This is a genomic window from Candidatus Brevundimonas phytovorans (assembly GCA_029203145.1).
Lineage (GTDB): Bacteria > Pseudomonadota > Alphaproteobacteria > Caulobacterales > Caulobacteraceae > Brevundimonas > Brevundimonas phytovorans.
In genome coordinates, this window is sequence record CP119309.1 from 1554584 (window position 1) to 1568593 (window position 14010).

Annotated in this window: 12 protein-coding genes and 1 tRNA gene; 5 read left to right on the plus strand and 8 right to left on the minus strand. The window is 66.1% G+C overall.

Annotation, left to right across the window (positions count from 1 at the left end; translation table 11 throughout):
- Positions 1 to 3: 3 nt before the first annotated feature.
- From P0Y52_07465 to P0Y52_07490, 6 genes are all read right to left on the minus strand, one after another.
- Entirely contained in the window at positions 4 to 270 is a 267-nt protein-coding gene (locus tag P0Y52_07465; protein ID WEK59369.1) for a hypothetical protein, read from the minus strand.
- Positions 270 to 944, minus strand: coding sequence for an NADH-quinone oxidoreductase subunit NuoE (gene nuoE / locus P0Y52_07470; GenBank protein ID WEK59370.1), 675 nt, complete (start codon positions 942 to 944; stop codon positions 270 to 272). The genes P0Y52_07465 and nuoE overlap by 1 nt, the downstream gene beginning before the upstream one ends.
- Positions 941 to 2119, minus strand: a complete 1179-nt coding sequence (locus P0Y52_07475; protein WEK59457.1) for an NADH-quinone oxidoreductase subunit D — start codon at positions 2117 to 2119, stop codon at positions 941 to 943. Before P0Y52_07475 ends, nuoE begins: the two co-directional genes overlap by 4 nt.
- Before the next feature lie 95 nt (positions 2120 to 2214).
- Positions 2215 to 2841 (minus strand): NADH-quinone oxidoreductase subunit C, encoded by a 627-nt coding sequence (locus P0Y52_07480; GenBank protein WEK59371.1) that lies wholly within the window; start codon positions 2839 to 2841, stop codon positions 2215 to 2217.
- Complete coding sequence (locus P0Y52_07485) at positions 2838 to 3449, minus strand: NADH-quinone oxidoreductase subunit B (protein WEK59372.1); 612 nt, start codon at positions 3447 to 3449, stop codon at positions 2838 to 2840. The genes P0Y52_07480 and P0Y52_07485 overlap by 4 nt, the downstream gene beginning before the upstream one ends.
- A complete protein-coding gene (locus P0Y52_07490; protein WEK59373.1) occupies positions 3419 to 3796 on the minus strand; it encodes an NADH-quinone oxidoreductase subunit A in 378 nt (125 codons plus the stop codon). Before P0Y52_07490 ends, P0Y52_07485 begins: the two co-directional genes overlap by 31 nt.
- Before the next feature lie 210 nt (positions 3797 to 4006).
- Between P0Y52_07490 and P0Y52_07495 the strand changes: the two genes are divergently transcribed.
- The gene (locus P0Y52_07495) at positions 4007 to 5620 is read left to right on the plus strand and encodes an AbgT family transporter (GenBank protein WEK59374.1); all 1614 of its coding nucleotides are present in this window, start codon (positions 4007 to 4009) and stop codon (positions 5618 to 5620) included.
- Between the two features lie 111 nt (positions 5621 to 5731).
- Positions 5732 to 5808: transfer RNA gene (locus P0Y52_07500), tRNA-Asp, on the plus strand.
- A gap of 100 nt (positions 5809 to 5908) precedes the next feature.
- On the opposite strand, the gene P0Y52_07505 is transcribed toward P0Y52_07500, so the two are convergent.
- Positions 5909 to 7159, minus strand: coding sequence for a glycosyltransferase (locus tag P0Y52_07505; protein WEK59375.1), 1251 nt, complete (start codon positions 7157 to 7159; stop codon positions 5909 to 5911).
- Between the two features lie 303 nt (positions 7160 to 7462).
- Between P0Y52_07505 and P0Y52_07510 the strand changes: the two genes are divergently transcribed.
- Both P0Y52_07510 and P0Y52_07515 read left to right on the plus strand, forming a co-directional pair.
- Positions 7463 to 10771: an autotransporter outer membrane beta-barrel domain-containing protein gene (locus tag P0Y52_07510; GenBank protein WEK59376.1), complete on the plus strand. Its 3309-nt coding sequence runs from the start codon at positions 7463 to 7465 to the stop codon at positions 10769 to 10771.
- Between the two features lie 146 nt (positions 10772 to 10917).
- Positions 10918 to 12342 carry an amino acid permease gene (locus P0Y52_07515; GenBank protein WEK59377.1) on the plus strand — a complete coding sequence of 475 codons (1425 nt, stop codon included), beginning with the start codon at positions 10918 to 10920 and terminating at the stop codon, positions 12340 to 12342.
- A 14-nt stretch (positions 12343 to 12356) separates the two neighbouring features.
- Here P0Y52_07515 and P0Y52_07520 read toward each other — a convergent pair whose 3' ends face one another.
- On the minus strand, positions 12357 to 12569 hold the full coding sequence (locus tag P0Y52_07520) for a hypothetical protein (protein WEK59378.1): 213 nt from the start codon (positions 12567 to 12569) through the stop codon (positions 12357 to 12359).
- A gap of 152 nt (positions 12570 to 12721) precedes the next feature.
- Between P0Y52_07520 and P0Y52_07525 the strand changes: the two genes are divergently transcribed.
- On the plus strand, positions 12722 to 13918 hold the full coding sequence (locus P0Y52_07525; GenBank protein ID WEK59379.1) for a hypothetical protein: 1197 nt from the start codon (positions 12722 to 12724) through the stop codon (positions 13916 to 13918).
- The last annotated feature ends 92 nt before the right edge of the window (positions 13919 to 14010 follow it).

The window sequence follows — 14010 nt, forward strand, 5'->3', positions numbered from 1 at the left end:
CCCTTAAAGTCCTTCCGCCAGACGGCGCTTGTGGTGGCGGGTGCGCAAGAAAATAGCCGTAACGACCATCGCCCAGCCAGCGGCCAGCAGGCCGTAGGCGACGATCAGCAGGTCTTCCGACAGCCACTTGCCGTCCTTGACCGCCAGCACCATGCCCGCGGCAATGACGATCAAGGCCAGCCCGCCCCAACGCAGGGGCCAGCCGACTCGGCGCAGTTCGGCCCGATAGGCCGCCCTGCCCTCATCGCTGTCGAGGTTCGGTCGCGTCATCAGGCCGGAGCCTTCTCGACGACCGGTTTGGAGTTCGGCAGCGACTTGATCTTCTTGGCGCGCGAACCGTCGTACAGCGTCGGGTCCGTCAGAACCCTGGCGCCGCCTTCGGGCTCGGACGTGTGACGACCGACGCGCGAACCCGGCTTCGGCGACTTGCCGGCGGCGAAGTCATCGATGATCTGGGCCATCGTCTCGGGCGTCAGGTCTTCGTAGTAGTAGTCGTTGATCTGGGCCATCGGTGCATTGGCGCAAGCGCCCAGGCACTCGACTTCCTGCCAGGTGAAACGGCCGTCAGCGGACAGTTCGTCCTTGGGCCCGATCTTCTCCTTGCAGACGCGCATCAGCTCATTGGCGCCGCGCAGCATGCAGGGGGTGGTGCCGCAGACCTGGATCAGGGCGGCCTTACCAACCGGCTCCAGTTGGAACATGGTGTAGAAGGTCGCGACCTCCAGCACCCGGATGTAGGCCATGCCCAACAGTTCGCCGATGGCGCGGATGGCGGGTTCCGAAACCCAGCCTTCCTGCTTCTGGACCAGCCACAGGATCGGGATCACCGCCGACTGGCGACGCGATTCCGGGTACTTCTTGATCCACCACTCAGCCTTGGCCTTCGTATCCTTTGAAAAGGCGAAGGATTCAGGCTGTTCCTTGGCGAGGCGACGAACGCTCATCGGTCCACTTCTCCGAACACCATGTCGAGCGAGCCGAGGATAGCCGACACGTCCGCCAGCATGTGGCCCGTGTTCATCCAGTCCATCGCCTGCAGGTGACGGAAGCCCGGGGCCGACAGCTTGACGCGGTAGGGTTTGTTGGTGCCGTCCGACACCAGATAGACGCCGAACTCGCCCTTGGGCGCTTCGACGGCCGCATAGACCTCGCCTTCCGGCGTCTTGAAGCCCTCGGTGTAGAGCTTGAAGTGGTGGATCAGCGCTTCCATCGAACGCTTCATCTCACCGCGGCGCGGCGGGGTGATCTTGTGGTTTTCGGTCAGGACCGGCTCGCCGGGGCAGTTGCGCAGCTTGTGGATGCACTGCTCCATGATCCGCACCGACTGCTTCATCTCTTCGATGCGGCAGAGATAGCGGTCCCAGCAGTCGCCGTTCTTGCCGACAGCAATGTCGAACTCGAGGTCCGCATAGCAGTCGTAAGGCGTGGCCTTGCGCAGGTCCCAGGCGATGTCCGAGCCGCGCAGCATGACGCCCGAGAAGCCCCAGGCCAGAGCCTGTTCCTTGGACACCACGCCGATGTCGACGTTGCGCTGCTTGAAGATGCGGTTCTCGGTGACCAGGCTCTCGATGTCCGCCAGCTTGGCCGGGAACTCGGCGCACCAGCGGCCAATGTCGTCGACCAGTTCCGGCGTCAGGTCCTGATGGACGCCGCCGGGACGGAAGTAGTTGGCGTGCAGACGCGCGCCGCAGGCCCGCTCGTAGAAGACCATCAGCTTCTCGCGCTCTTCGTGGCCCCACAGCGGCGGGGTCAGGGCGCCCACGTCCATGGCTTGCATGGTCGTGTTCAGCAGGTGGTTCAGGATACGGCCCATTTCCGAGTACAGGACCCGGATCAGCTGGCCGCGATACGGCACGTCCAGTTCCAGCAGGCGCTCGATGGCCAGGCAGAAGGCGTGCTCCTGGTTCATCGGCGAGACGTAGTCCAGCCGGTCCAGATAGGGGATGTTCTGGAGGTAGGTGCGCGCCTCCATCAGCTTCTCGGTGCCGCGGTGCAGCAAGCCGATATGCGGGTCGACGCGCGTCACCAGCTCGCCGTCCAGCTCCAGCACCAGACGCAGCACGCCGTGCGCGGCGGGGTGTTGCGGGCCGAAGTTGATGGTGAACTTGCGGTCGTCCATCGCCCGCGCATGCGGGGTCAGGCCGTCTTCATAGTCCTCGAACGGGTCGATCGCCTTGGGGGCGGCCGTCGCCGGAGTGTTCTCGCCAACAGCCATTACTTGGCTCCCGCCTTCTCGTCGCCCGGCAGGACCGGAGCGGGGTATTCAGCGCCTTCCCACGGAGAGAGGAAGTCGAAGTTGCGATATTCCTGGGCCAGCTTCACCGGCTCATAGACCACGCGTTTCTGCTCTTCGTCGTAGCGGACCTCGACATAGCCCGTCATCGGGAAGTCCTTGCGCAGCGGGTGCCCCTGGAAGCCGTAGTCGGTCAGGATGCGGCGCATGTCGGGGTGGCCCGAGAAGATCATGCCGTACATGTCGAAGGCTTCGCGCTCGAACCAGCCGGCCGACGGATAGACGGACGTTACGCTGGGAACCGGCTTCACCTCATCGGTCGAGACCTTGACGCGCACACGCGCGGCGCGGGTCAGCGACAGCAGGTGATAGACAACTTCGAACCGCTCGGCGCGGTCCGGGTAGTCGGCGCCGCAGGCGTCCATCAGCAGTTGGAAGCCGAATTGGTCGCGCAGGGCCGCCATGACCTCGACGATGTTCTCGCGCGGGGCGATCAGCGTCAGCTCGCCATAGGCGACGACGGCCTCGACACCGAGAGCCGCCACCATTTCGGTTCCCAGCGGGGTCAGGGCGGATTCGCGCTCCGCGACGCGCACCAGTTCGCTCATCGCTCGATCGTCCCTGTGCGGCGGATCTTCTTCTGCAACTGCAGGATGCCGTACAGCAGGGCCTCAGCGGTCGGCGGGCACCCCGGGACATAGACGTCCACCGGCACCACGCGATCGCAGCCGCGCACGACGCTGTAGCTGTAGTGATAATAGCCGCCGCCATTGGCGCAGCTGCCCATCGAGATGACGTAGCGCGGGTCCGGCATCTGGTCATAGACCTTGCGCAGGGCCGGAGCCATCTTGTTGGTGAGGGTGCCGGCGACGATCATCAGATCCGACTGACGCGGCGAACCGCGCGGGGCGGTGCCGAAGCGTTCCAGGTCGAAACGCGGCATCGACAGGTGGATCATCTCCACGGCGCAGCAGGCCAGGCCGAACGACATCCACATCAGCGAACCCGTGCGGGCCCAGTTGATGACGTCGTCCAGCGAGGTCGTCAGGAAGCCCTGCTCGCCGAGCTCGGTGTTCACCGCCTCGAAGAACTTGTCGTGAATTTTGGGGTCGTAACCCTCAACGGTCGAGCGCGCAGCGGAGCCGGCGGGGACCAGGGGCGACGCCAAGGGCGACGAAGGCGCGATTATTGCCATTCCAGCGCTCCCTTCTTCCATTCGTAGATAAAGCCGACGGTCAGGACGCCGAGGAAGACCATCATCGACCAGAAGGCGAAGACCATGCCGCCGGTGGACAGGTCGAACATCGACACCGCCCACGGGAACAGGAAGGCCACTTCCAGGTCGAAGATGATGAAGAGGATCGACACCAGATAGAACCGGACGTCGAACTTCATGCGTGCGTCATCAAAGGCGTTGAAGCCGCACTCATAGGCCGACAGCTTCTCAGTGTCGGGGTTTTTCGGCGCCAGAGCCCAGGCGGCCAGCATGAAGCCGAGGCCCAGGACGGCGGCGATCGCCAGGAAAACGACGATCGGGAGGTATTCCAGAAGAAATGCGTTCATTCGAGCTGCCTCGCCCGCCGAGGGAGGGGGCGGATTCGGGGCTTCTTAGACCCAACCTTCGGCAGGTTCAAACCCATGTCGGCAAAGGTTTTTTGTTGAGAATGGTTCGCAAGCCTGCGCGCGTTTTGCCGCAGCCCGCACCGTTGCCAGTTGCACGGCCCATACGCGTAAATGGCGACTTTCCCATACCTCTGTAATCAAGGTCGCAGCATGAGCCTGGCAGCCCGCTTGCTGAACACCATCGAGCGCGTCGGCAATCGCCTGCCCGACCCTGTTTTTCTCTTTCTGTGGCTGATCCTGGGCCTGATCGCGCTCAGCCTGATCGGCGCCGGTCTGGGCTGGTCCGCCCTCAACCCGGTGACGGGCGACGTGCTGCAGGCCGAGAGCCTGTTATCGCCCGCCAATCTGGAGCGGCTCTTCATCGGCATGCCGCGCACCTTGGCCGATTTCCCGCCCCTGGGGATCGTGATCACAATTATTTACGGCGCCTCGGTCGCCGAGAGAACGGGGATGTTCTCGACCGCCATTCGCGGCGCCCTTCTGAACGCGCCGCGATTCATCCTGACGCCGATCGTGGTGGTGACGGGCATGGTGTCGCACCACGCCTCCGACGCCTCCTACGTCGTGGTCATTCCTCTGGCCGCCGTCATCTTCGCCGCTGCGGGCCGCCATCCGCTGGCCGGTCTGGCCGCTGGATTCGCCGCCGTCTCGGGCGGATACGCCGGCAACCTGTTTCCCGGCGCCAGCGACGCGCTGATTCTGGGCATCACCGAGCCCGCGGCCCACCTGATCGACCCGTCCTATGCGGTCAGCATCGCCGGCAACTGGTTCTTCATCGTCGGCGTCGTCTTCGTCTTCACCCCCATCGTCTGGTTCCTGACCGACCGGGTGATCGAGCCGCGCCTCGGCCCCTGGGTCCCCTCCTCCGCCGCGCCCGCCACTGCCGAGGAAAAGCAGCCCCTCTCCAGCATGGATAAGCGCGGCCTGATGTTCGCGGGCCTGACCATCCTGTCCATGATCGCCCTGTGGACCCTGATCACCCTGTTGCCCGGCTCGCCCTTCGTCGACGCCGACGCCGAACCCGCCCAGCGCTACAATCCTCTGTATCGTTCGCTGGTCGCCTTCTTCGCTCTGACCTTCTTCGGTTCCGGCGCGGCCTTCGGCGTCGGCTCCGGCTCGATCAAGTCGCACCACGACCTGGTGCGCATGATGCGGGAGGGGATCAGCCAGTTGGCCCCCTATATCGTCCTGGCCTTCTTCGCCGCTCACTTCGTGGCCATGTTCAACTGGTCGGGCCTGGGGCCCATCCTGGCGGTCAACGCCGCCGCGTCATTGCGCGAACTGGCCTTGCCCAAGCCCCTGCTGCTGATCGTGGTGGTGCTGGTGTCCTGCGTCTTCGACCTGTTCATCGGCTCGGCCTCGGCCAAGTGGTCGGCGCTGGCGCCCATCGTCGTGCCCATGTTCATGCTGCTGGGCATCAGCCCCGAGATGACGACCGCCGCCTATCGCATGGGCGACAGCGTCACCAACATCGCCACCCCGCTGATGAGCTACTTCCCGTTGATCCTGACCTTCGCGCAGCGCTGGGATCCCCGGTTCGGTCTGGGGTCGCTGATGGCCACCATGCTGCCCTATGCTGGAGCCTTCCTCGTCGCCGGCCTGATCATGGTGGCGGCGTGGGTGGCGTTGGACCTGCCGCTCGGGCCGGGCGTGGGCGTCCACTACGAGCCCCCGCCGCCCGCCGTCGCCTCACACCTGCCGGCGGATGGCGGCATCTCCGGTCCCGTGGCGCCGCCTCAGGCTGCCGCCGGAGCGGCCAAGTAACGGAGGTCTCGCGATATTCCCACTTATCCACAGTCGGATCGCTTGACAGTAACCGGCCGGCCCGCCTAAACGACGCCCCTCGCCGGGACGCATTGCTTCCCAGCGGGCAACGCGGGTGTAGCTCAGTTGGTTAGAGTGCCGGCCTGTCACGCCGGAGGTCGCGGGTTCGAGTCCCGTCACTCGCGCCATTCTCTTCAGCGAAGGGAATGGCGCACACCGCCCCCGCTGATATCATTATATCATCAGTAACGCCGCCAAGCGCTTTCGCGTGCGCCGAACGTCACGCCGCTAGTTCAGCGGCGCGACCTCCTGCGGCATGACGAACTCGGGCCGGCCGCTCAGTTCGCCATAGAGCATCGACAGGTCCTCGAAGACCCGGTTCCAGGCGAACTGCTCAACCATCTTGACCCGCGCCGCCTGGCCCAGGGCCTCCACATCACGCTCGAACAGGGTCTCGATGGCCTCGGCATAGTCCGCTGGATCGGCGGACGCCGCCAACTGCCCCACGCTCTGATCGACCGTCTCGGCCACGCCGCCGGCGTTGACGCCCACGACCGGGCGGCCACAGGCCATGGCTTCCAGCACGATGAGGCCGAACGGTTCCTTGTCGTTGGCGTGAACAAAGGCGTCGCAGCTGGCGATGATCCGCGCCACGGCCTTGGGGTCCTTCTCATAGGGCAGGGAGATGACGCGATCCTCGGGCGGCATCCCTGCGCCTGCGCCGACCAGCACCAGATGATAGGGCGCGCCCAGCCGCTGCACGGCGTCGATCAGCACGTCGACGTTCTTCTCCTTGGCCGGACGACCTGCGAAGCACAGCAGGCGGGCGTCCGCGCCCAGACCCAGCTTCTTCAGCAACCAGTCGCGATCGCGGCGATCCGGGCGGAAGGTGTCGACCTCGACCCCCAGGGGGCGAATCACGATGCCGCCGACGCCCGCTTCCTCCAGACGCCGCGCGATGAAGCGGCTGGGCGAGACGACGCGGTCGAATTGCGAAAACAGTTTGGCCCAGCGCTTCTCGACCGGCTTCTTGGCCCATTCGCCGAAATGCAGGGCCGCCAGACCGGCCGGGTCCGAGTGGCAGAAACCGACGACCGGGCAGCCCGCCCTCTGACCAGCCTCCAGCGCGCCCTGCCCCGGCGTGTAGGGATCGCCGGCCTCGATCACGGCCGGGTTCATCGAGGCGACCCAGGCGCCCCAGCGACGCACCGAGCTCGGCCAGCGATAGCCGTCGCCGAAAGGCAGCTTGGCGGCATGAAGCTGGACGATGCCGTCCGCACCCGCCTTATGCCGAGCTCCGGGCACCACCAGAGTGTGCGCGACCGAGGGCCGATTCGCCTCCAGCCAGGCCTTCTTGGACAGCAGATAGCGTTTCACTCCGCCCGAACGCGGGGCGAACAACATGGTGGTGTCCACCAGCCGTGGACGCGGGTCGGCGGTCGAGGCCTTAAGGATCCTAAGGGTTTCAGCGACTTCTTCGTCCAATCCAGGGATCAGGCGCAGTTCGCCTTCCTGAACATCGATATCGCTCATGGTCATTGAGGCGGTCTCTCCAGATCTCGACGCCGCAACGCGACCGGACCGGCTTTGGATGCGCGGATGACGTTTGGAACTCACCATGAATCGCCCCTAGCCCCGGAAACGGCTGCGCTCAAGCGTCCTTTTCCACAAGGCACCGCGGGCGCTCAAAAACGACGACATTCAGGCGCCGTTCACCTGAGGCTGCCTACGCCGGGCCTTGCAATCGCCTCAAATTCGAGAAATTTGGGGCATGGCGACGCCGAGCCTGATAGACGGACGGCTGACGTCGTTGCGCGTGTGTCCACGAGGGGTTTCTAACTTATGCGTATTCTGCTCGCGACCGCTGTGGCGATCGCCCCCTTGATGGCCGCTGCCGGCGTTCAGGCGCAAACGACGCCGACGCCTGAGACCGTGATCTCGACCGCGCGCACCACGCCGATCTCGACCGCGACCGCCACGGGAACCGCGCCCGACAATATTCGCTTCGCCTCGGGCGGATCGATCGCCGTCACAAGCGGTGCGGCTGTCACCGTCAATTCCAGCCATAATGTCGACCTCGACGCCGGCTCCTCCATCAAGATGGAGAAGGCCGCCAACGGTGCGACCGGCATCCTGGTCCAGGGCGGCAACACCGCCAACGTCACCGTCGGCGGCGCCATCGACATCAGCGACGCCATCACTGAATACACCGACACCGACAAGGACGGCGACCTGGACGGCCCCTTCGCCGAAGGCACGGATCGCTACGGCATCCGCATCTCCGGCGCCGCCCCTCTGACCGGCAATGTGCTGATTGAAGCCGGCGGGTCCATCAAGGTCGAGGGCAATAACTCGGCAGGTGTGGCCATTGAGGCGCCGCTCGTCGGCAAGCTGACCAGCCTGGGAACCATCAGTATTGGCGGCGAAAATTCGTTTGGTGTTCATGTCACGGGCCCTGTGACCGGCGACGTCGCTATTCTTGGAAGCATCGGCGCTCAGGGGCAGAACGCAGTCGGCCTCGCCCTGGATGGCGACGTGCAGGGCGCTGTGAAAATTCAGGGGGCGATCAGCAGCTCCGGCTATCGGTATACCACTCCCCCACCCGCCCGACCGGAGACTGGCGCCAACGCCGACGCCCTTTATCTGGACGAGCTTGATGCCGACGACCTGCTTCAAGGCGGCCCGGCGGTGAGAATCGCCGGCGACGTGACCGGCGGCGTACTCTTCGATACCGGGCCTCAATACCTGATCGGCGGCGTGGACGGCGACGACGATGGTGACGGGGTCAAGAATGGCGACGAGGATGATGACGGCGACGGCATCAAGAACCGAGAGGATACTGATCGCGACGGCGACGGCCTCCCGGACGTCTCTGAAGGAACCGCGACGATCAAATCGCTTGGCGGCGCGCCTGCAGTTCTGATCGGCTCCGCCGCCGACGCCATCACCCTGGGAGCTGTAGGAACAGGCGACAACGCCTACGGCGTCATCAACCGCGGCTCCATTGAAGGGATCGGGCTCTATTCCGGCGTTGCTGCTCATGGCTTGCAGATCGGCGGCACGGGCCAGTCCGTTGCGGTTGCCGGCGGCGTCTTCAACAAGGGGGCAATCGGCGCCAGCGCTGTCAACGCCGACAGCACAGCTGTTCTTATTGGAGCCGGCGCCTCTGTACCGGCCCTGGTCAACACTGGAACCATTCAGTCCACCGGCGTCACCAATGCGGAAAACACCGTCTCGGGCGTCCTGATTCAGTCCGGCGCCAATGTGACGTCGTTCGACAACTCCGGTCAGGTGACAGCTGGCGTCGGCGGCTCGAAAAGCGACGCCGTCGCCTTCCGTGACGAGTCTGGAACCGTCACCAGCTTCCGCAACACCGGCATGATCGCCACCGGAATTTCGCCTACGGCAGGTGTCGATGTCACCGGCGAGGCTATCGCCGTCGATCTCAGCGCCAATACGACGGGCGTCACGTTTATCCAGGACGGCGTCGTCGTTCCCGACACAGAATTGCCCGATGCGGACAACGACGGCGTGCCGGACGGCAAGGAACCACTGATCACTGGCGAGATCCGGCTGGGCTCAGGGGCCGATGTTCTGGACATCCGCAACGGCACGGTCACTGGCGACATCAGCTTCGGCGCCGGCGCTGACATCCTGAGCATTTCCGGCGGCGCAATCGTGACCGGCAAGCTTTCCGACACCGACGGCCTGCTGGACATCGACATTTCCAAGGGCACGCTGGACGCTCGCCACACAGGCCAGTTGAACGTGACCGGCCTCAACGTCGGCGCCGACGGCGCCTTGATCGTGACCCTCGATCCCGCAAACGCGACCTCCGGCGGCTTCAATGTCAACGGCACGGCCACGGTTTCGGCGAACGCCGGCCTGGGCGTCCGCTTCAACTCGCTGATCAACCCCACGGGCGAGAGCCGCTTCACCCTGATTGACGCGGACACGCTCAACATCACCGACGGCGCCATCGACCCGAACGCCCTGCAGTCGAATTCGCCCTACGCCTTTGTCGTTAGCACCGACACCGCGCAGATCGCCAACGGCAAGATCGATGTCGTGGCCCGCCGCATCACGGCCGAAGAGGCCGGCATGATCGGCGTGGAATCAGCTGCCTACGACTCCATCTATGGCGCCCTGGGCCAGAACGAGGCCATTCGCAACGCCATCCTCAGCCAGACCGGCCGTGAGGGCTTCTTCGATATCTATGAGCAGATGCTGCCGGACCATTCGGGCGGTCCCCTGCTGTCTCTGGCCAGCGGCGTCGACGCCGTCACCCGCGCCCTGACGGGTCGAAACGCCTCGGCTGCGCCGGGCGAAACCAGCGCCTGGGTGCAGGAAATCAACTTCTACGCCGACAAGGACAAGACCGATTCCTACGGCTTCCGGTCCGAGGGCTTCGGCGTCGCGGGCGGCGTCGAGCGCGGCACCAACATGGGCGCCATCGGCCTGACTGCGGCCTTCACGTCCTCCGACCTGGAAGACCCCGAGGCCGCCGCCGAAGAGGTCCTGTCGGCCAACCTGCTCGAACTGGGTCTCTACTGGCGCGCTCAGGGCCAGTACTGGACCACCTGGGCGCGGGCGGCGGGCGGCTACGCCTCGTTCAACGCAACCCGCAAGCTGGTCGCTGACGGCATCAATCTGAAGAACGAATCCGACTGGCACGGCTTCACCCTGGCGGCCGCCGGCGGCGCCTCCTACGAGCGCAACTTCGGCCGTCTGAACGTTCGTCCTGAAATCTACGGCGAGTACTTCTCGCTGAGCGAAGACGCCCGCACTGAATTGGGCGGCGGCGACGGCTTCGACCTCAAGATCGACGACCGCGACAGCCACATCTTCTCCGGCGTCGCCGCCGTGAACATCGGCTATGGCTTCGGCCAGAACGGCTGGATTCGCCCCGAGGTTCGCCTCGGCTGGCGTCAGAACTTCTCGGTCGACGCCGGCACGACCATCGCCCGCTTCGCCTCGGGCGGCGACGCCTTCACCCTGGACCCCGCCAGCATCGAGGGCGGCGGCCCCATCCTGGGCTTCCGCCTGAACATCGGCAACGATCTGGGCATGCTGGCCATCACCGGCGACGCCGAACTGCTGGAAGACTACGTCCGTTACACCCTGCTGCTGCGGGCCAGCTTCAAGTTCTGATCGGTTTGATCTGAAACCGAGAGGGGCCGCCGGTTCATCCGGCGGCCCTTTTTCATGGGAGCCTGGCGTCACAGGCCCTCCGCCTTTTGTGATGGGGCCTTCCCCGGCTCGCCGCTCTACCTTCACGACCTGATCAGGAGCCCCGCATGGGCCGCTGGAACACCCGCAAGCGCATCGAAACAACGCCCCAGGACGGCGCCGCCCTGGCCCGCACCCTGAGCTGGCCGCACCTGATCGCCATGGGCGTCGGCGCCATTGTCGGCACGGGCATCCTGACCCTGATCGGCATCGGCGCCGACAAGGCCGGCCCTGCGGTCCTGCTGTCCTTCCTGATCGCCGGCTTCGTCTGCGCCTGCGCGGCCCTGGCCTATGCCGAGATGGCGACCATGATCCCGGCCTCGGGCAGCGCCTATACATATTCCTACGTGGTCATGGGCGAGGTCATCGCCTGGATCATCGGCTGGAGCCTGATCCTGGAATACAGCCTGGTGGTCAGCGCCGTGGCCGTCAGTTGGTCAGGCTACGCCGCGCCGCTGCTGCACAGCTGGTTGGGCGCGCCCATGGCCCTGATGCAGGCGCCCCACGCTGGCGGCGTAGCCAACCTGCCCGCCCTCTTCATCATCGCGGTGGTGGCCGGTCTGCTGATCGCCGGCACGCGCAAGAGCGCCAGCCTGACCATGGTGCTGGTCGCGATCAAGCTGTCGGCCCTGGCCGTCTTCGTCTGGTTCGCCCTGCCCCACTTCAACGCCGCCAACCTGGAGCCTTTCAGTCCCTACGGCTTTGCGCGCAACATGGGCGCCGACGGGATCGAGCGCGGCGTCATGGCCGCCGCCGCCATCATCTTCTCGGCCTTCTACGGCTTTGACGCCATCGCCACCGCCGCTGAGGAAACCCGAAACCCCAAACGCGACCTGGCCATCGGCATCGTCGGCTCGATGCTGGCCTGCGCGGCCATCTATACGGTGATCGCCCTCGCCGCCCTGGGGGCCACGCCCTTCACGCGGTTCGCCAACAGCCCCGAGCCCCTGGCTCTCATCCTGCGCGAGATCAACCAACCCGGCGCCGCCCACTTCCTGGCCGTCACCGCCGTCATCACCCTGCCGACCGTCATCATGGCCTTCTTCTACGGCCAGAGCCGCATCTTCTTCGTCATGGCGCGCGACGGCCTACTGCCGCACGGCCTGTCCAAGGTCACGTCTCGCGGCGCGCCCGTGCGAATCACCCTGTTCACGGGCGCCGTGGTGGGGGCCATCGCTCTCTTCTTCCCCCTGGATGAGATCGTCGCCCTGGCCAACGCCGGCACCCTGGTCGCCTTCAGCGCCGTGGCGCTTTGCATGTTGATCATGCGCCGTCGCGCACCCGACGCGCCGCGCGGTTTCCGCACGCCCCTGGCCTGGGTGGTGGGACCGATCGCCATTGCTGGCTGTCTCTACCTGTTGGCCAGCCTGCCGCAGAAGACCCAGCTCTGGTTCCTGATCTGGAACCTGGCAGGCGTGGCCCTCTATCTGGCCTATGGACGCCGTCACAGTCTGGCCGGACAGGCGGCTGCAGAAGACGACGACAGGCCGTAAGCGGTCACAGAGCGTCAGGGCCGGCGCCGAACCTCCCAGTCCAGGGTCCAGCGCCCCGGCCCCGCGGGCTTCAGCTCGGACTTCTCAGCCGGCGCCGGGCGATCCAGCCCGTCGAGAAGCAGCGACGTGCCGCTCACCGAGGCGATCACGGCGTTGGTCTGCCAGACAGGGCCTGACATGCCGCGAATGGAAAAGCGGATATGGACCGTGTCATCGACCTTCGGCATGGAGCGTCCTCATCTGACGGTCGACGACCGCGCCGGCGCCTTTTGCACGGTCGAGCGGATCCTGTCGCCTGCCCTGTGCCACCCGGCCCTGTTCGGAGCATCCATGCTATAAGGCTCAGCCTGTGGGCGGCCTCGCCCGGCCAAGGGACATCATGGCGCGACCTTCCAGGATTTCGAACCGGCTTTCCGCCGCCAACCTTGCCCATCTCGGCGCGCCTCGCCTGGCGGATCTGCTGATCGAGGCCGGCGCCGGGAACGCCAACCTCAAACGCCGCCTTCGCCTCGAACTGGCGGCTGAACTCGGCCCCGACGTCCTGGCGCAGGAGATCGACAAGCGCCTGACCGCCCTCGCCGCCGCCCGCACCCGCGTCTCCTGGCGCAAGCGCGGCGAACTGATCGACGACCTGAACGCCCACCGCCGGATGGCCAGCGGGCGTCTGGCGACGGAGGCGCCCGGCCAGGCGCTGGCCGTCCTGGTCCGCTGGTTCGACCTCTATCCGGGCCTGGCCGCCCGCGTGAAGGACACCAAGGGCGAACTCGGCGCCATCTTCGACGAGGCCGCGCCTGATCTCTTTCTTCTGGCCGAAACCGTGGACGACGACGCCTTGCGTGACCTGATCGACGCCCTTGGCCGACGCCCTCAGGACTATGGCCGCTGGATATCCGCAGCCGGCGAAGCGCTCGGCGTCCGCACGGCGCGTCGCCTGCTCGACAGTCTGGACGCCTCGGCCAGGAAGACCCCGGCGGGTCGGAATCTGGTGCGCCGCCTGGCGGACAGGGCTGAAGACCTCGATCTCTGGCTCTCGCTTGTCACGCCCGAGCAGGCCGGATCGCCCGACCTGGCCGCCGACATCGCCCGTCGTCTGCTGGCGGTGGGTCGGACCGCCGAGGCCCGCGCGGCTTTGGAGGCCGCCCTCAGCCCATCGCCGCTCAACCGCCGCTGGACCTTCGGCCACAATCCAAAGGAAGGCGCCCCGCGTCTGACCCCGGCCTGGGAAGCCGCCTCCATCGACGTTCTGGACGCCGAGGGACACCGACAGGAGGCCCAGGACATGCGGTGGAGCCTGTTCGAGCGCGACCTGTCGGCGCCCGTTCTTCGCGACTATCTCTCGCGCCTGCCCGACTTCGACGACGTAGAGGCCCTGGACCGGGCCTTCGCCCATGCCGCGACCCACCCGGATTTCGAGGCGGCCATGCGGCTGCTGATGGACTGGCCCGCACACCGCGAGGCCGCCGCCCTGGTCCTTTCCCGCCCCCGAGAGGCGCGCCTGGCCCGCATCCCCGCCGCCGATTGGGCGGCCCGTCTGGCCCAGCGCTTTCCCGAGGCCGCCGAGGTTCTGACAGGATAGCTCCGTCAGAGCGGCCGGCGGCCAAGGCAAGGCGGCTTTGGACGGAACCCTTTGGCTGCAAGATCGTTTGAAGCGCCAAATCGGGGAAAGTG

Coding starts and splice junctions, on each gene's coding strand:
- P0Y52_07490 (WEK59373.1), bottom strand. CDS start 3,796: ATGAACGCATTTCTTCTGGAATACCTCCCGATCGTCGTTTTCCTGGCG.
- P0Y52_07510 (WEK59376.1), top strand. CDS start 7,463: ATGCGTATTCTGCTCGCGACCGCTGTGGCGATCGCCCCCTTGATGGCC.
- P0Y52_07480 (WEK59371.1), bottom strand. CDS start 2,841: ATGAGCGAACTGGTGCGCGTCGCGGAGCGCGAATCCGCCCTGACCCCG.
- P0Y52_07505 (WEK59375.1), bottom strand. CDS start 7,159: ATGACCATGAGCGATATCGATGTTCAGGAAGGCGAACTGCGCCTGATC.
- P0Y52_07495 (WEK59374.1), top strand. CDS start 4,007: ATGAGCCTGGCAGCCCGCTTGCTGAACACCATCGAGCGCGTCGGCAAT.
- P0Y52_07465 (WEK59369.1), bottom strand. CDS start 270: ATGACGCGACCGAACCTCGACAGCGATGAGGGCAGGGCGGCCTATCGG.
- P0Y52_07520 (WEK59378.1), bottom strand. CDS start 12,569: ATGCCGAAGGTCGATGACACGGTCCATATCCGCTTTTCCATTCGCGGC.
- P0Y52_07475 (WEK59457.1), bottom strand. CDS start 2,119: ATGGACGACCGCAAGTTCACCATCAACTTCGGCCCGCAACACCCCGCC.
- P0Y52_07515 (WEK59377.1), top strand. CDS start 10,918: ATGGGCCGCTGGAACACCCGCAAGCGCATCGAAACAACGCCCCAGGAC.
- P0Y52_07525 (WEK59379.1), top strand. CDS start 12,722: ATGGCGCGACCTTCCAGGATTTCGAACCGGCTTTCCGCCGCCAACCTT.
- nuoE (WEK59370.1), bottom strand. CDS start 944: ATGAGCGTTCGTCGCCTCGCCAAGGAACAGCCTGAATCCTTCGCCTTT.
- P0Y52_07485 (WEK59372.1), bottom strand. CDS start 3,449: ATGGAAGAAGGGAGCGCTGGAATGGCAATAATCGCGCCTTCGTCGCCC.